Annotated in this window: 17 protein-coding genes; all 17 read right to left on the bottom strand. The window is 44.5% G+C overall.

Annotation, left to right across the window (positions count from 1 at the left end):
* Positions 1-2: 2 nt before the first annotated feature.
* Positions 3-1,508, bottom strand: a complete 1,506-nt coding sequence (gene cobA / locus KQI91_RS15890; RefSeq protein ID WP_216393719.1) for a uroporphyrinogen-III C-methyltransferase — start codon at positions 1,506-1,508, stop codon at positions 3-5.
* Positions 1,505-2,416, bottom strand: coding sequence for a hydroxymethylbilane synthase (gene hemC, locus KQI91_RS15885; protein WP_216393740.1), 912 nt, complete (start codon positions 2,414-2,416; stop codon positions 1,505-1,507). Before hemC ends, cobA begins: the two co-directional genes overlap by 4 nt.
* Positions 2,406-2,891, bottom strand: a complete 486-nt coding sequence (locus KQI91_RS15880; RefSeq protein ID WP_216393718.1) for a precorrin-2 dehydrogenase/sirohydrochlorin ferrochelatase family protein — start codon at positions 2,889-2,891, stop codon at positions 2,406-2,408. Before KQI91_RS15880 ends, hemC begins: the two co-directional genes overlap by 11 nt.
* Positions 2,881-4,110, bottom strand: coding sequence for a glutamyl-tRNA reductase (hemA, locus tag KQI91_RS15875; RefSeq protein WP_216393717.1), 1,230 nt, complete (start codon positions 4,108-4,110; stop codon positions 2,881-2,883). Before hemA ends, KQI91_RS15880 begins: the two co-directional genes overlap by 11 nt.
* 135 nt (positions 4,111-4,245) lie before the next feature.
* A complete protein-coding gene (locus KQI91_RS15870) occupies positions 4,246-4,608 on the bottom strand; it encodes a DUF1667 domain-containing protein (RefSeq protein WP_216393716.1) in 363 nt (120 codons plus the stop codon).
* 3 nt (positions 4,609-4,611) lie between these two features.
* On the bottom strand, positions 4,612-5,898 hold the full coding sequence (locus KQI91_RS15865; protein ID WP_216393715.1) for an NAD(P)/FAD-dependent oxidoreductase: 1,287 nt from the start codon (positions 5,896-5,898) through the stop codon (positions 4,612-4,614).
* Positions 5,895-7,427 carry an NAD(P)/FAD-dependent oxidoreductase gene (locus KQI91_RS15860; protein ID WP_216393714.1) on the bottom strand — a complete coding sequence of 511 codons (1,533 nt, stop codon included), beginning with the start codon at positions 7,425-7,427 and terminating at the stop codon, positions 5,895-5,897. Before KQI91_RS15860 ends, KQI91_RS15865 begins: the two co-directional genes overlap by 4 nt.
* A 204-nt stretch (positions 7,428-7,631) precedes the next feature.
* Complete coding sequence (glpK, locus tag KQI91_RS15855; RefSeq protein ID WP_216393713.1) at positions 7,632-9,134, bottom strand: glycerol kinase GlpK; 1,503 nt, start codon at positions 9,132-9,134, stop codon at positions 7,632-7,634.
* A gap of 83 nt (positions 9,135-9,217) precedes the next feature.
* Positions 9,218-9,787, bottom strand: a complete 570-nt coding sequence (locus KQI91_RS15850; RefSeq protein WP_216393712.1) for a glycerol-3-phosphate responsive antiterminator — start codon at positions 9,785-9,787, stop codon at positions 9,218-9,220.
* 368 nt (positions 9,788-10,155) lie between these two features.
* A complete protein-coding gene (locus KQI91_RS15845; RefSeq protein ID WP_216393711.1) occupies positions 10,156-11,847 on the bottom strand; it encodes a sulfate adenylyltransferase subunit 1 in 1,692 nt (563 codons plus the stop codon).
* Positions 11,848-12,750, bottom strand: a complete 903-nt coding sequence (cysD, locus tag KQI91_RS15840; protein WP_216393710.1) for a sulfate adenylyltransferase subunit CysD — start codon at positions 12,748-12,750, stop codon at positions 11,848-11,850.
* Between the two features lie 15 nt (positions 12,751-12,765).
* Complete coding sequence (locus KQI91_RS15835) at positions 12,766-13,077, bottom strand: 4Fe-4S dicluster domain-containing protein (RefSeq protein ID WP_216393709.1); 312 nt, start codon at positions 13,075-13,077, stop codon at positions 12,766-12,768.
* Positions 13,058-14,752, bottom strand: a complete 1,695-nt coding sequence (locus tag KQI91_RS15830) for an adenylyl-sulfate reductase subunit alpha (protein WP_216393708.1) — start codon at positions 14,750-14,752, stop codon at positions 13,058-13,060. Before KQI91_RS15830 ends, KQI91_RS15835 begins: the two co-directional genes overlap by 20 nt.
* A gap of 18 nt (positions 14,753-14,770) precedes the next feature.
* On the bottom strand, positions 14,771-15,190 hold the full coding sequence (locus tag KQI91_RS15825) for a M67 family metallopeptidase (RefSeq protein WP_216393707.1): 420 nt from the start codon (positions 15,188-15,190) through the stop codon (positions 14,771-14,773).
* A gap of 43 nt (positions 15,191-15,233) precedes the next feature.
* Positions 15,234-16,040 carry a HesA/MoeB/ThiF family protein gene (locus KQI91_RS15820; protein ID WP_216393706.1) on the bottom strand — a complete coding sequence of 269 codons (807 nt, stop codon included), beginning with the start codon at positions 16,038-16,040 and terminating at the stop codon, positions 15,234-15,236.
* Positions 16,040-16,249: a sulfur carrier protein ThiS gene (thiS, locus tag KQI91_RS15815; protein WP_022213495.1), complete on the bottom strand. Its 210-nt coding sequence runs from the start codon at positions 16,247-16,249 to the stop codon at positions 16,040-16,042. The genes KQI91_RS15820 and thiS overlap by 1 nt, the downstream gene beginning before the upstream one ends.
* Positions 16,250-16,307: 58 nt before the next feature.
* Positions 16,308-16,625 carry a thioredoxin family protein gene (locus tag KQI91_RS15810; protein ID WP_216393705.1) on the bottom strand — a complete coding sequence of 106 codons (318 nt, stop codon included), beginning with the start codon at positions 16,623-16,625 and terminating at the stop codon, positions 16,308-16,310.

The raw sequence follows: 16,625 nt of genomic DNA, 5'->3' as shown, positions 1-16,625 counted from the left end.
TATTAATTATCTGTTTTTATTTTGATCACCAGATCAGTCAATGCATCAATCGTTGCCTTTTCTGCCATATATGTCTGCATACCGTATGCATCTGCGGCCGCCTTTGTCTGTTTGCCGATACATGCCGCAGTCACACCAGAATAATCAGAAAGTCCTGCACTCTCGACAAATCCTTTTACAGTAGAAGCACTGGTAAATACTACACAGTCGATAGAGCCGTTTTCGATTTCTTTTCCTATCTGAATCAGGCGGCTGCTTTCGTATGTCGTATCATATGTCGCTATGTCCGCCACCTGTGCTCCGTGTTCTTCAAGAATTCTGACAAGATTCTGATTACCCTTTCGTGCTCTCGGTAAAAGCACCCGTTCTCCGGTCTGCAATTTTTCTGCAAGTGCCTCTCCCAATGCATCTCCGTCATAAACTTCCGGAATCAGATCCACCAAAATCCCCTTTTCTTCAAGTACCTTTGCAGTACCCTGTCCAATTGCAGCAATTTTGGCTCCCGCAAGGCTGCGGATATCCTTATGTGCCTTTCGAAGTTCCTCAAAGAAGATCTCTGCCCCCGTCGGACTGGTAAATGCGATCCACTGATACGCAGTAATTTCTTCAAATGCACGCTGAAGCTCTGCCTGATCTGCCAGTGCCTCTGTGCGGATGGATGGAAGTTCCAGCACCTCTGCTCCCTTCTGACGAAGCTCATCTGCTGTGCGGGAGCTTCTACCCTTTGGACGTGTTACAAGTACCTTCCATCCTGCAAGAGGCAGATGTTCATACCATCCAAATTCGTCTGCAAGCTTGCACACCTTTCCGACTACAATAATTGCCGGTGTCTCAATCCCCTGACGGTCCACTTCTTCTTTAAGGGTTGCAACGGTTGCCACCACACGTTTCTGATCTGCAGTTGTTCCCTTTTGCAGAACAGCTGCCGGCATTTCAGGATCTATTCCTGCATCCAGAAGTCCCTGACAGATATCTGCAAGAGCCGCGATTCCCATTAAAAACACAAGAGTCCCCCTGGTATTGACCAGTGCTTTAAAATCAATGTCGTATTTTTTTCCTGCTCTCCGGTGTCCGGTAATAATATGTACAGAAGAACAGAAATCTCTGTGTGTTACCGGAATACCATTATAAGCCGGTACTGCAATTGACGATGTTACTCCAGGAACGATTTCATATGGAATATCATTTTCCGTCAGAAGTTCCAGTTCTTCTCCTCCACGACCGAAAAGAAACGGATCTCCACCTTTAAGTCTTACGACACGGTATCCTTTTTGTGCCTCCTCAAGGAGCACCTGATTGATCTGTTCCTGTGGCATGGTGTGTTTATCTGCACGTTTTCCTACATTTATAAGTCTTGCAGAGGACGGTATCTTTGCAAGAACCCCCTGACCGACCAGGCTGTCATAAACCACAACATCTGCCTGTCGCAGTACTTCCATTCCTTTTAGAGTAAAGAGTCCGATATCTCCCGGTCCGGCTCCTACGAGCCATACTTTTCCATTTTTCATAAAGACTCTCCTCCTGCTGTTTCATTTTCATATTTCTGTTTCATCTGACCGGCGAGCTGCCTTCCAAGCTGCTCCGCCTCTGTCTTCGGTCCACGGATACTGTCTTTGAAATACTTCCCGTCACTTTCACGGTAATAGAGCCCTCGAAGAAACAGTTCTTCACCTTCAACCACACCAAAAGCAGCAACCGGTGAGGAACAGCCACCATCCAGATAACGTACAAAAGCACGTTCCGCAGTACCTGCAATCCATGCTGCCTCATCCCGATACCCGGCAAGATACTCATAGGTAAGGTCTGCTCTTCCCTGTACCGCCAGAATTCCCTGTCCTGCTGCCGGAAGCATTTCATCTTCCGAAAAATATCGATGGATCCTGTGCTCCAGGCCAAGGCGTTTCAATCCCGCTGCTGCCAGGATCAGACCTGAATATTCTCCTGCATCGAGTTTACGCAGACGTGTCTGAAGATTTCCACGGATACTCCTGACTTCCATCTGCGGATATAATTCTCTGAGCTGTAAAGTACGGCGGAGACTGGAACACCCAAGCGGTTTCGTTGAATCCAGAACATCACATCCTTCCGGCAGTACAAGTACATCTCTTGGATCTTCTCGCCGCGAAAAAGCAAGTAATGGAAGTTCTTCCGGAACCTCCATCGGCATGTCCTTAAGACTGTGTACAGACAACATACTTCTGCCATCCAACAGTGCACGGTCCAGTTCTTTGACAAACAATCCTTTTCCTCCGACTTTGTCCAGTGTCCGGTCCAGAATCTTGTCCCCCGTAGTCTTCATGGTAAGAATCTCCACATCTACTTCCGGGTGCTGTGCTTTTATGTAATCGCGCACCATCTCACTCTGCAGAACTGCAAGGCGGCTTTCTCTGCTGCCGATGATAATCTTATTCTTCATGGTTTTCTTCATCGTCCGGTGCCTCCATTGCCTGCTGAATTGATTCACGCACTTTTTTTGCTTTTGTATGATCCAGTCCACTTGCTGTAATTCCAATCACTACCTCATCCTTCATATATATTCCGGGGAAGTAGAAATCACATTTATTTTTATCATCTGCAACATTTACGTATATACCCTCTTCTTTGCAGACTCGATAAATCTCCTCGTTTAATTTCCAGTCATTCGTAGCGGCAATCACCATATAAGCCATCTCAAAATCAGAACGTTTCACCGGTCGTGTGATCAGATTTATATAACCTGTCTTGCCCAGTTCATGAAGTTCCATTGTACATTTTGGTGCAACAGTTGTAATATTACGGGTAAACTGAAGAAGAGTCCTGACTCTTCGTGTCGCAATCTTACCGCCACCTACCACTACGATCTTTTTGTCGGACAGATCTATAAACATCGGAAAATATCTTTTATTCTTCATATACTTTCTCCAATCCTGCAACACATTCAAGAAAAGCATCCTGATTCAGACTGTCTCTGAGTCCGAAGATCATTTTGCTGACCACCTTCCCTGCTGCCACATCTACAGCTTTGAGAAGATTTTCTCTGTCCTCATCCTGCATCGGTGTTTTTTTGAGAATTTTTTCTATCCGGAGGTTCAGATCCTGCACGGCATCCTCGCGAATTTCCTGAATCCTTGGTATCACATCACGTCCATCAAGCCACTGAAAAAATTCTGTCATTTGCTCTTCTACGATAAAACCTGCTTTTTTCAGGCTTTCACTTGCTTCAGGTGAAAAACGATCCGTACGGAAACTATCCATATCATACAGAGTGATCCCATCTCTGTTTCCAAGTGAAGGCTCTATATCTCTTGGTACTGCAAGGTCCAGAAGAAGCAGCGGTCTGCTCAAAATAATATTCTGAAATAACTCTTCTCTTAATGTAAAATTCGGACTGGCAGTCGCGCTGACTACCACATCGCAATTTGGCAGAAAGCGCATACGCTCTCCATAATGAATGCGGCTGCAGCCAATTGGAATACTGACCATTCCACTGCGATACTGCCGAACTGTTACTGTTACATTGGCACCTGCATCACGGAGCGTCTGCGCCGCAACTTTTCCCATTTCACCGTTGCCGATCACCATGCAGGTCTTTCCATGCATATCATAACCCTGTTCTTTCAGATATCTCACAGCCTGATGGATAACAGAAGGATTTCCATGTGCCAGAGGAGCCTCCGTCTTGATCTTTTTGCCGGCTGTTACAGCCATACGGAACAACACTTCCAGTACACTGTCTGTTGTAAAATGTTCCCGTGCAAGATTCAATGCCTCTTTGATCTGTGTCAGAATCTGATCTTCTCCAAGAATCTGAGATTTAAGACCACCTGCAAGATAAAAAAGATGCTCTACTGCTTCCCTGTCCTGGCGGGCCGTAAAATATCTTTCATAAGAATCATCCTGAATCCCTTTGAGCTGACACAGGCACTGATACATGGAAATCTGCTGCCCATCTTCGTGGCTGGTCCATATTTCCAGACGATTGCAGGTCGACAAAATAATACAGCCATGAATTCCAGCCCTCTCTTTAAGCTTTTCCATTGCCTCTCCTGCATTTTTTTTCGTAAACGCAAACAGAGCCCGAATGTCTACGGGTGCTCTGTCGTGATCTATTCCTATCATGGATATCGTCATGATATTGTGTTTCTCCTTCGTTGATGTATATCCTTTCCTGAAACAGATTCACCATATATAAGTGGATCCTTCAGGAAAACATACTGTTTTAATGATAGTCTTTTCGCAGGTAGTTGTCAATGGAATTTGATGGTTTTAACGCTCTATATTTTTAGTAGCAACAATGTCAACACCGGTATGTGCAACATCATGCAGAATCACATCACCAATATGTACAGGTGCTGGTATCGTAATATTTCTGAGTGCACGAATGCAGTCAAAAATCTTGTCTTTCGGAATATCTTCCCTGGTCTTGACCGATACCATATTTTCTGTACCACCGTTGACGCGAACGGTGGTAGTAACAATACGCGTAGGATTCGTGACTTCCTTTTTTCCATATTCCGCTCCACGCTTACAGGTATTTCCCTCCACTGCCAATACTTCTCCGTCCTTCAGACGAACAGTCAATGGACAGCCCATTGGACAGCCTATGCAGATAAGATTCCTGGTTTCCATAAGTCATGCCTCCTCTATTTTTAATGTAATTTTCTCCAGTAACGGATATTTTGCCAGTTGCTCTCTCGTCAGTTTGATCTGCTCCATTTCACCCGGAGCCACAACCGGACGTCTGCGGTGCAGAATACGTTCTCCATCAAAATAGCAGCTGATATAACAGTTTTTGTATACACCTCCAACACGGAAACGGACTGTCAGTTCTTCTGGCATATACTCCATGCGGATCTCAGACGGAACGGTATATCGGATACCATTCTCTGTCGAGAGCTGAATAGTATTCTGCTGTAAACAGCGATCCTGAATTTCATCCGATGTCTTATGATGGCATATATAGTCTGCTGCATTACGCCCGGCTGCCGCCGCTTCTTCGGACACAAAATCTACCAGGTCATGCACATGCAGAACATTGCCACATGCAAACACACCTTCCAGACTGGTTTCCAGGCTTTCATTCACTTTCGGTCCAGAAGTAATCGGATTCAAATCTACTCCCATGCCACGCGAAAGTTCATTTTCCGGAATCAGTCCGACCGACAGGAGCAATGTATCGCATTCATATTCTTCTTCTGTACCCGGAATCGGTTTGCCTTTTTCATCTACTTCTGCAAGAGTAATGCCTTCGACTCGTTCTTTTCCTTTAATATCGACTACAGTATGACTGAGTTTCAGTGGAATACCAAAATCATCCAGACACTGTACAATATTTCGCTTCAGACCTCCTGAATACGGCATCAGTTCAGCAACGACCTGCACTTCAGCCCCTTCCAGGGTCATTCTTCGTGCCATGATCAGACCAATATCGCCTGAACCAAGAATTACAACCTTTCGTCCCGGAAGATAACCTTCGATGTTAACAAGGCGCTGTGCAGTACCTGCTGAAAAAATGCCTGCCGGGCGATAACCCGGAATATTCAGTGCACCTCGTGAACGTTCACGACATCCCATCGCAAGAATCACTGCCTTTGCCTGAATCTGAAACATGCCTTCTTCCCGATTCATTGCAGTCACGATTTTATCTGAACTGATGTCCATGACCATGGTATGCAAACGATACTCAATCTGCAGTTCTTTTACCTGTGTGATAAATCTTGCTGCGTACTCCGGACCAGTCAGTTCCTCCTGAAAAGTATGCAGACCAAATCCATTATGAATACACTGATTGAGTATTCCACCAAGTTCTTTGTCGCGTTCCAGAATCAGAATACTCTCCGCTCCGTTTTTTCTTGCCGCCACTGCTGCTGCCAGACCGGCAGGGCCACCACCAATAATCACAATATCATAATATTTCATATTCTATTTTCCTCCTTGAAGGTATCTACGAATGAAGATTTATTAGTTCCTTTTATGATCTGAGAATTCCTGCCAGATTTGGTGATCTCTTCGATTGGAATCTGCAGTTCTCTTGCAAGGATTTCCATGGTACGTGGTGAACAGAATCCGGCCTGACATCGTCCCATACCTGCTCTGGTGCGACGTTTGATTCCATCAAGAGAGCGTGCTCCCAACGGTCGGTGTATCGCGTCCATGATCTCACCTTCTGTCACCATCTCACAGCGACAGATGATATTTCCGTATGCCGGATTATGCCGGATCTGCTCATTACGTTCTTCCAGTGTCATTTTTTGAAAATCTTTCATTCCTTTTCTGGTAGAAATAAAATTATCTTTTTCCTGAAGGGCATATTTTTTTCTGAGAATCTCTGCAACCATTTCTCCGATCGCAGGAGCACTGGATAAACCAGGAGATTCAATACCGGCACAGTCTATGAAATCTTTTACTGCTTCTTCAATAATGAAATCATCTCCGTCAGAATGTGCACGAAGTCCGGCAAATGATGTGATCACCTGACGCGTTGGAATGTTCTTTACGCTTGCGGTAGATTTTGTAAGTACCTCATCCAGCCCTTCTCTTGTAGTATTGATCCCTTCTTTATTTTCGATATCGGTTGCGGTTGGTCCAATCAGGAGATTACCGTGCACGGTAGGAGTGACCAGGACACCTTTACCAAATTTTCCTGGAAGAGCAAAGATCGTATGGTCGACATGCGTTCCGGCAGTTTTATCGAGCAGGCAATACTCACCCTTACGCGGAGTAATGTGAATTTTCTTTTCACTGACCATGTTGTGAAAATAATCGGCATAAATACCAGCGGCATTGATAATACATTTTGCTTCAAAAATTCCACTGGAAGTTACAAGCTGCCATGTCCCTGTATCATGTGGGAGATACATTTTTTCAATGTCTGTCTGCTCCGGAGATTCTGCCGCATCTGCAACCTGCTTCCGGAAAATCGTTTTTACTTCTGTATTGAAATGGAAAGTCACTCCATTTTCGCAGGCATTTTCTGCAAAAGCAATCGTCATGTGAAATGGACATACAATTCCACCCGTTGGAGCATACAGAGCCGCAACTACCTGATCTGTCACATTTGGTTCCATTTCCAGAACTTCTTCCCTGCTCAGGATACGAAGTTCTTTTACTCCGTTGGCAATTCCTTTCTCATAAAGTTTCTGCAAAGCCGGATACTGTTTTTCATCCAGGCAGAGAACCAGTGAACCGTTCCGCCGGAATGGAAAATCCAGTTCCTGTGCCAACTCCCCGATAAGCTGATTACCTCGTACATTCATTTTCGCTTTGAGTGTTCCTGGTTCCGCATCATAACCTGCATGAACGATTGCGCTGTTTGCTTTAGATGTACCGCAGCAGACATCTTCTTCTCTTTCCAGTACTCCGATCTTCAACTGATAACGAGACAGTTCCCGTGCAACTGCTGTGCCGGTAACTCCTGCTCCAATAATGAGTACATCATATTTTTCCATCGTAATTCCTCCTATAATTTTTCTATTTTTACAACATGGAAACATTGAGAGTAAGTCCTCATAGCATAAGAAAAAGCCCGACAAATAAACCCATCTGCAATGGATTTACTGTCAGGCTCTCTTTTCTCTTGCCTCTTTATGAAATTGACTGATTCTATTATAGTCTATCTGATGTATAAATTACAACTTTTACAGACAAATTGTCTAATTTTCTTCGTCTTTCGCCCATCCATAGGCATATTTGACTGCTTTTTCCCATCCACGGATACGTTTTCCTCTCTCTTCGGCTGTGATTTCCGGATGAAAGGTATGGTCAATTGCCCAGTTTTTAAGTACTTCTTCTTTGCTGGTCCAGTATTTGACTGCAAGACCGGCAAGATATGCAGCACCCATAGCGGTCGTTTCCACGCATCTGGGACGATTGACCGGTGCATTGATAATATCTGCCTGTGTCTGCATCAGAAAATCATTGGCACTGGCACCGCCATCAACCTTGAGCGCTGCAAGCTGGATTCCGGAATCCGCTTTCATAGACTGCAGTACATCATTTACCTGATAAGCCAGAGATTCCAGTGTTGCACGAATGATATGATATTTATTCACTCCACGGGTAATTCCCACGATTGTACCACGTGCATACTGATCCCAGTGTGGTGCACCAAGACCTGTAAAAGCAGGAACCACATAACAGCCATTGGTGTCTTTGACCTTCTTCGCCATATATTCAGAATCTTCAGCAGAATCAATCAGACGCATCTCATCACGCAGCCACTGGATTGCAGCTCCTGCTACAAAAATCGACCCCTCCAATGCATAACTGACCTTGCCATCCAGTCCCCAGGCAATCGTTGTGACCAGACCATTCTCAGAGAAAACCGGTTTTTCACCAGTATTCATCAGAAGAAAACAGCCTGTGCCATATGTATTCTTGGCTTCGCCCGGCTGGAAACAGGTCTGTCCAAAAAGAGCCGACTGCTGGTCTCCGGCCGCTCCTGCAATTGGAATCGGTCCACCCAGGAAAGACGGATCTGCTGTTCCGTAAACACAACTTGATGGTTTAGGTGTCGGAAGCATGCATTTCGGAATGTTAAGTTCCTCAAGGATTTCATCATCCCATTGAAGCGTATTGATATTGAACAGCATCGTTCTGGATGCATTAGAATAATCCGTAATATGTACAGCACCTTTGGTCAGCTTCCAGATCAACCATGTTTCGACTGTTCCAAAAAGAAGATCTCCCCGCTCTGCTTTTTCCCTGGCTCCCGGCACGTTATCCAGAATCCATTTGACTTTAGTCGCAGAAAAATATGCATCGATCACCAGACCAGTCTTCATACGAAATTTATCAGTCAGACCTTTCGCCTTAAGCGAGTCACAGTACTCAGATGTGCGTCGACACTGCCATACAATCGCATGGTAAATAGGATCTCCGGTATGTTTGTCCCAGACAATAGCGGTTTCTCGCTGGTTAGTAATACCAATGGCAGCAATATCGTGTGCTTCTGCTCCGATCATATTCATCGCCTCAACCGCCACACCGAGCATACTTGCCCAGATTTCATCTGCATCATGCTCTACCCATCCAGGTTTTGGAAAATACTGATGAAATTCACGCTGTGCTACGCTGCACATTTCACCCTTTTCATTAAATAAAATACAACGGTTACTGGTTGTCCCCGCATCCAGTGCCATAACATATTTATTCATGTAAAAACCTCCCATTTTTAAAAGATCTTCGATTTCTCATAATATCTTTCTATATAATCTGATAAAATTCCAAATGTGTGAAGTTATAAATCCCACACACTATGATTAGTGGAGGATACTGCAGTTGCTCCAGCGGCAAGTGCTCCCATCACGGATTCTTTATCTGTGATCAGTCCTCCGGCAATCACAGGCACTTTGATTTCAGAACAAAGTTTGTGAATGACTTTGGGCATGGCTCCCGGAAGAACTTCAATGAAATCCGGATGAACACTATGCTGTTGTGTAAGGATGTTTTCATAAGCCATGGAATCCAGAAGAAAATAACGAAGTACTGTATACATGGAAAGCTCTCTGGCTTTTCGAATCAGTGCCGGCTTAGTCGTAATGATTCCATCTGCTTCTGTATTGTTCTTTAAAAATTCAACGGCAACTTCCCTCGGACTTAATCCTCCAATCAGATCAACATGTACCATAGCAATCTTCTCTGCACGTTTGACTTCTTTTACAATATCAGCTACAGAACAGATATCCCCGAACAAGATGAATATGACCCGTATATCGGGAATCTTACAACACTGTTCCAGATCCTCCATATTTTTTACTGCTGCTATGATCGGATTTTCTTCCACTGCATCCCAAAACATACGCTCCATCTCGTTTTTCTCCCCGTCGCCTGTGCAAAAAAATGAGCACAAGTAAAACAGCGGTCCGCTGCTTTAAATATGCTCTCTTATCTCGGCATGATCTATTTTTTATTTATATAAAACATAGCATAAATTACAATAAATTACAATAAAAAAGAGGTTAAATCTTTTTCAAATTTGAAGGTAAATATATAATTTAATTATACTATCTATAGGAATATAACTTTATACCTTACTATAGCCTTCAAATAAATATGTGATTTTTTAGCATGGCCTGGTGGGGAGTTCGAGGGGAGAACGGCCTTCGCAACTTCGAGTGCTCTCCCCTCGCAGGGTTTTATCATTTTTCAAATATGTAAGGTTCTTAAGGAAATCCCTTAAATTACCCAGAAGTTATCCGTGCACACGACTTTTCTGTAAGTCTCAAAACGCAGCCATTTGTTGTGTAATTCTGATCGTCTTTCCGGCGTAATATCTGCTGCTTCTTCCAGGAATTTTGCAAGATCTGCTCTGCTCTTTACAAGAAGTTCCATTCCTCTTTCATCTACAACCGGAAGTCCCATGTAGCGATAGTCCTCAATACGCTGAATATCTTCTACCTGGCCATCACGAATCAGCACTGCTGCCCCATCATCAACAGAAAGAATATCAAAATATTCCGGATATTTAAAACTGTCTCCGACAACCGGTACTTCATCGCCGACATGATAGGTCTTTTTATCGGAACCAGCCTTGGACATCATCGCATTTTCAAGATTGAAGTAGAATTCTTCAAATACATATCCTCCGACTTTGATATCATCTTTCTGGAAATACGGCTTCTCTCCATCGTTTTCTACAGTTTCAAGTACACCGCAGGCAGATGTCATATGGCTTACACGGTCAATCAGGATCATCTCGCCAAGAGTCTTGTGTTTTTTGAACTCATCAAGAACGATCTTTTCCGCCAGCTCGATCTCGCACAGTGCAATCTCATTTTTCGCGATATAATCTGCGGAGATGTGTTCTCCGGTGTTAACATCAATTTTATATTTAATGCTGCGGATAAGTCCGGGAATTCTCTTTGTCCCCAGTTTAACCAGATACTCTTTTCCAAGAGTCAGTCTGCTGTCATCCATCCAGAGCAGTGTTGCGGTAAAACTCTTCGCTACAGAAAGCTGTGCCTGATCGGTAAGGACGCAGCCTCGACTGACATCTACTTCTCTGTCAAGCTGAATGGTCACTGCCTGTCCTGTCACAGCTTCTTCTACGGAAGTGCTTCCGTTCAGAAGAGATTTGACGGTTGCAGTCTCGTTGCTTGGAAGTGTGGTGATCGTCTGTCCAACTTTAATCTTGCCACTTTCAATCTGTCCCTGAAATCCACGAAATTCATGATTCGGACGGCAGACTCTCTGTACCGGCATATAGAATCCTGTTTCGCTCTCTGTCTCTGTTACATCGACTGTTTCCAGATGATCCAGAAGTGTTTTTCCGGTATACCATGGTGTATTTTCTGATTTGACTGTTACATTGTCGCCTTCCGTCGCACTGACCGGAATAATTACAACATCCTGTAATCCAAGGCTTTCAGAAAGTTCGTTGATATCTTTTACGATCTCATTGAATCTATCTTCACTGTAACCTACAAGGTCCATTTTATTAACTGCAAATACAAAGTGATGAATTCCCATCAGGGCACAGATGCGACTGTGGCGTCTTGTCTGTACCAGAACACCCTGTTTTGCATCGACAAGAATAATCGCAAGTTGTGCAAAAGAAGCTCCAACTGCCATGTTTCTTGTATATTCTTCATGTCCCGGGGTATCTGCAACAATGAAGCTTCTCTTATCTGTCGTGAAATAGCGATAAGCAACATCAATAGTAATACCCTGTTCTCTCTCTGCCATCAGACCATCCAGAAGAAGTGAATAGTCGATCGCGCCGCCTCTGGATCCTACCTTACTGTCAAGGATCAGAGCTTTTTCCTGATCTGCATAAAGCAGCTTGGAATCATAAAGTATATGTCCGATCAGTGTGGATTTTCCATCGTCCACACTTCCGCAGGTAATAAATTTCAGTAAACCGCTCATCTAGAAGTACCCCTCTCTCTTTCTCTTTTCCATGCTGGCTGTACCACCGTCAGAATCAATGATTCGACTGGTTCTCTCAGATTCTACCGAACTTAAAGTTTCTTCAATGATTGCATCCAGGGTGTCTGCTTCTGAAAGAATACCACCAGTCAGCGGATAGCAGCCCAGTGTACGGAAACGGACTTTTTTCATTTCCGGTTTCTCACCAGGTTTCAGACGCATACGTTCATCATCTACCATGATAATATTTCCGTCACGATAAACTACCGGGCGCTCTTTTGCAAAGTAAAGAGGCACGATCGGAATATTTTCTCTTTTTATGTACTGCCAGATATCTTTCTCTGTCCAGTTGGAAATAGGGAAGACACGGATGCTCTCACCTTTATTGATTTCTGTGTTATAAAGTTTCCACATCTCAGGTCTCTGGTTCTTTGGATCCCAGGCATGGTTTTCATTACGGAAAGAAAAGATTCGTTCTTTTGCACGGCTCTTTTCCTCATCACGACGACCGCCTCCAAATGCTGCTGTGAAACCATACTTGTTGAGTGCCTGTTTCAGAGCCTGTGTCTTCATGATATCTGTATAAGCAGATCCATTGTCAAAAGGATTGATTCCCTGCTTTACCCCGTCTTCGTTGATATATTCCAGCATTTCAATTCCAAGATCTTTGGCTGTCTTATCCCTGAATTTGATCATTTCCTGAAATTTCCAGGTTGTGTTTACATGTAAAAACGGGAAAGGTGGTTTTTCCGGATAAAAAGCTTTCAGTGCAAGATGAAGCATCACTGAGCTGTCTTTTCCGATGGAATAAAGCATAACAGGTTTTTCGCATTCTGCTGCCACTTCCCGGATAATATATATTGCTTCTGCTTCCAGTTCATCTAAATGTGATAATCCGCTCATATTTTTTCTCCTGTACTAATATTTATTGGAATTTCGCCGGTCAACGCTGATGACCAGTTCACTGCCGTCAGATCTGGTGATGTTCCAGTTGAGGAGATCACCTTTCTGGGTGACGTTCATGGTTCCTCCCATGCCGCCGATGTCTGCGCCAAGATAAAATTCAATGGCACCTGTCTTACATTCCTTCACGCAGGAAACGCAGCCCCAGCAGTTCTTTGGATATTTCATGACTGCTTTTTTATCTTTGATCTGGATCAGGGTACCAGGACATACTTCCTGACATTTACCGCAGCCGACGCATCGGTCTTCACGAATTCGTATGCTCATAAGTATCCCCCTTTACCAGATCCCTGAACAGAATGTGGATCTTTCCGTCTTCCATTCTGGAATTTACATATTTTTCAAAATTCTGGTCTGTTTCCGGATGATCGAGATTCTCATTGAAAGAATGCCATCTGGTTTCTTTTCTGTTCTTAAGATGCTCGATCAGCACCTGACAGACGAGAAGTCTTTCTTTTAATTCGTATGCAAAAAGAAGTTCATGCATATCTTCTGCACCGACCTGATCTGCAAGCTCGCTTAATCTTGTGATTTTTTCTTCTGCAAGATTTAGCTGTTTCTCATTGAACTGATAGTTGCTGGCGATTCCACCTGCATATTCATCCATGACTTTCTGCATGGCTTCTTCCAGTTCGTCGATGGTGAACAGACCGTTTTCTCCATTGCGGATCTTTTCGTAGTCGGCAAGGATCGTCTGTGCCTGTTTTTCGATTTCGGATGTTTCTTCACTGTGATCGTCTTTTAACTGTTCAATGATCGCAAGAGAGGCGATCTTGCCCTCTGCCAGAGCACCGGTCACATATTTCTGAGGACATCCACCTGCCACATCTCCGGCTGCATAAAGTCCGTGAATCGTAGTTTCTCTTCGGGTATCTACCCAGAAGCCGCTGGCTGTATGACCGCCTACGATGTATGGCTCAGTTCCCTGGATCTCTACATCCTGTTCACTCGGCATCCTGCCGCTCTCGATCCATTTGAGGGTCTGGCTCGGTGCCATGTTCAGGTATGCTTTGAGAAGATCCTGATCCTGCTCGGATGTGATACCGGAGGTCTTAAGATAACAAGGACCATGTCCAAGCTGATTTTCTTTGACAGTTCCATATACACGCTGACTGGTAGTCAGACCGTATATGTGCTCATAGACTTCGCCTTTGGAGTTGACCTGTTTTGCCTGCACGCCCTGTGCGATGGTTCCAGTCGGAGCGATCGTATCTTTGCAGCGGAGTGCGATAAAACGCATCTCAAAGGTTGTCATTTCTGCACCGGAACGGATTCCCATTGCGTATCCGGCTCCTGTGTTGAATGGCGGATACCACATTTTATGTCTGGAAAATCCCGGGTTGTTTGGTTTGTAAAGACCGGCTGCTCCGCCTGTTGCGATCAGGACTGCTTTTGCATGGATCACATAGGCTGTTTCTTCCATGATGGAAAAACCGACAGCTCCGTAAACTTTTCCGTTTTCTGTAAGGAGGTCTGTGATGTTTACGTAATTGAGGACATCTACATTTTCGCTTTTGTATACGGCATCTGCGAGAAGTGGTTTGAAGTTTTCGCCATTGATCTTAATGTTACGATTTCCTCTTGCCACGTAGTCTCCGTTTTCATCCTTGAGGATCACGAGACCAAGTTTTTCCATATCTGCCGTTACTTCGTTGAATTCTTCTGCGGCTGTCAGAAGGAGGTCGTTTCTGACGATTCCTGCCGCATCTTTGGTTGCGTAATCTACGTAGTCCTGTGGCTTGCGGCCTTTGACAATATAGGCGTTGATCGCATTGACACCTGCTGCAAGGCAGCCGCTTCGTTTGATGTTTGCTTTTTCTGCAACGAGTACGGAAGCGTCAGAATTTCTGCTGATGGTGAGTGCGGCATAACAGCCTGCGGTGCCGCCGCCTACGATCAGGACATCTGTATGTAAGTGTTTTACCTGTAAGGGTCTGCTCATGGTTCTTTCTTCCTGACTTTATTCTGTGATCTCGATCTCGTGGATCGTGACATTTTTTTCTTTATCGATTCCGAATGCTTTGAGTACCGGATTTCCTTCTTCCATAAGGGAAAGGATAAGGTATTCGATGGTCGGGTCAAATGCCAGGCGTTTGTCTTCTTCGGATGGGCGGGATGGAGATTCCGGATGAGAATGGAAGTTTCCGATGATCTTGTATCCGTTTGCTCTGGCATCTTTGAGTGCTGCAAGCTGTTCTTTGGGATCCATAGAGAAGTGTTCTCTGCTGGCGTCTACGTTTGTGAGGAGGTAGACTTTGGTGACGGTGATCTCCTCACCCTCTTTTGTTCCTGCAAGAAGGCCGCAGGATTCATTTGGGAGGCCGGCGGTGCAATGGGCCAGGATGGTGTTGTAGTCTGATTTCTTTATATATAATTTCATAATAATAGTTCCTCTAATAACTGCGTGTACACGATATATTTTTTCACATATGCATGTCGCATTCTACCTGTTCGTAATCAATTAATTTTGTAATTGTCGGGTGATCACCGCATACCGGGCAGTCGTGGTTTTTCGGGAGTTTGATGGTGCGGAAGGTCATGGTCAGGGCATCGTAGGTGAGGAGTCTTCCTGTAAGGAGGTCGCCTTTGCCGATGATGTATTTGACTGCTTCCATTGCCTGGAGGCTTCCGATGACGCCGCCCATGGCTCCGATGACACCTGCCTGTTTACAGGTCGGGACTGCGTCCTTCGGCGGCGGATCTTTGAAGACGCATCTGTAGCATGGTCCTTCTCCTGGAACGTAGGTCATGAGTTGGCCTTTGAAGCGGATGATCCCTGCGTGGGAGAATGGTTTTCCTGCCATGACGCATGCATCATTAATCAGGAATTTTGCCGGGAAGTTGTCGGTTCCGTCGATGATGAAATCATAATCTTTGATGATATCCATGATGTTCTCGGATGTGATGAATTTGCGGTATGTGTTGACTTTGACATCTGGATTGATCGCCTGCATGGTTTCTTTGGCGGATTTTACTTTGGCTTTGCCAAGATCAGCTGTTGTGTGGATGACCTGTCTCTGAAGGTTTGAGAGGTCTACTTCATCGGCATCTGCGATTCCGATAGTTCCTACACCGGCTGCTGCAAGGTACATGGCTGCCGGTGCTCCAAGCCCGCCCGCACCAATGATCAGTACGCTGGAGTTCAGGAGCTTTTTCTGTCCCTTTGCACCAACCTCTTTGAGGATGATGTGACGGGAATAACGCTCTAACTGTTCGTTTGTAAATGCCATTATCTTGCTCCTCCTCCCATGAAGTACAGGAATTCGATTTCATCGCCATCTTTAACTTCTGTTGTCTCGAAAGCTCCGCTTTCTACGAATTCGTCATTGATGGTTACGGTTACGTACTGTGGTGTTTCTACGTCTTCTTTTTCAATTAACTCTTTTACGGTAAGTCCTTCTGGGTATTCTTTTTTTTCTCCTGCTACTTTGATAAACATAATGTGTAATTCTCCTTTTTTGGTTCTCTTACGGGTATTGGTAAAATTCTTAACTTTATTAGATATAATCTTCAAATAATGCTTCGATTTCTTCTGGTTCTCTGAGTCCGACTACTTTGCCTTTCTGTTCACCGTTTACAAAACAGATGACGGTCGGTGCGGACAAGACTTTGTATTCTTCAGCCAGTGCTTTGTCATAATTTACATTGACTTTGTAGATGTAAAGGGCATCTTCGTTTTCGTCCTCAAGATCTCCAAGGATGCCTGCCATTTGTTTGCATGGGATGCAGGTGTCGGAGTAGAAATCTACGAGAACCGGCTTGTCTGCCTTTAATACTTTTTCTTCGAAGTTTTCTGCGTTGATTCTGAGTGCCAT

It is taken from the genome of Blautia sp. MSJ-19 (assembly GCF_018918125.1).
In the GTDB taxonomy this organism is placed as follows: domain Bacteria; phylum Bacillota; class Clostridia; order Lachnospirales; family Lachnospiraceae; genus Blautia_A.
This window is presented reverse-complemented; position numbering and strand designations above follow the sequence as displayed.

Coding starts and splice junctions, on each gene's coding strand:
- cobA (WP_216393719.1), bottom strand. CDS start 1,508: ATGAAAAATGGAAAAGTATGGCTCGTAGGAGCCGGACCGGGAGATATC.
- hemC (WP_216393740.1), bottom strand. CDS start 2,416: ATGAAGAATAAGATTATCATCGGCAGCAGAGAAAGCCGCCTTGCAGTT.
- KQI91_RS15880 (WP_216393718.1), bottom strand. CDS start 2,891: ATGAAGAATAAAAGATATTTTCCGATGTTTATAGATCTGTCCGACAAA.
- hemA (WP_216393717.1), bottom strand. CDS start 4,110: ATGACGATATCCATGATAGGAATAGATCACGACAGAGCACCCGTAGAC.
- KQI91_RS15870 (WP_216393716.1), bottom strand. CDS start 4,608: ATGGAAACCAGGAATCTTATCTGCATAGGCTGTCCAATGGGCTGTCCA.
- KQI91_RS15865 (WP_216393715.1), bottom strand. CDS start 5,898: ATGAAATATTATGATATTGTGATTATTGGTGGTGGCCCTGCCGGTCTG.
- KQI91_RS15860 (WP_216393714.1), bottom strand. CDS start 7,427: ATGGAAAAATATGATGTACTCATTATTGGAGCAGGAGTTACCGGCACA.
- glpK (WP_216393713.1), bottom strand. CDS start 9,134: ATGAATAAATATGTTATGGCACTGGATGCGGGGACAACCAGTAACCGT.
- KQI91_RS15850 (WP_216393712.1), bottom strand. CDS start 9,787: ATGGAGCGTATGTTTTGGGATGCAGTGGAAGAAAATCCGATCATAGCA.
- KQI91_RS15845 (WP_216393711.1), bottom strand. CDS start 11,847: ATGAGCGGTTTACTGAAATTTATTACCTGCGGAAGTGTGGACGATGGA.
- cysD (WP_216393710.1), bottom strand. CDS start 12,750: ATGAGCGGATTATCACATTTAGATGAACTGGAAGCAGAAGCAATATAT.
- KQI91_RS15835 (WP_216393709.1), bottom strand. CDS start 13,077: ATGAGCATACGAATTCGTGAAGACCGATGCGTCGGCTGCGGTAAATGT.
- KQI91_RS15830 (WP_216393708.1), bottom strand. CDS start 14,752: ATGAGCAGACCCTTACAGGTAAAACACTTACATACAGATGTCCTGATC.
- KQI91_RS15825 (WP_216393707.1), bottom strand. CDS start 15,190: ATGAAATTATATATAAAGAAATCAGACTACAACACCATCCTGGCCCAT.
- KQI91_RS15820 (WP_216393706.1), bottom strand. CDS start 16,040: ATGGCATTTACAAACGAACAGTTAGAGCGTTATTCCCGTCACATCATC.
- thiS (WP_022213495.1), bottom strand. CDS start 16,249: ATGTTTATCAAAGTAGCAGGAGAAAAAAAAGAATACCCAGAAGGACTT.
- KQI91_RS15810 (WP_216393705.1), bottom strand. CDS start 16,625: ATGGCACTCAGAATCAACGCAGAAAACTTCGAAGAAAAAGTATTAAAG.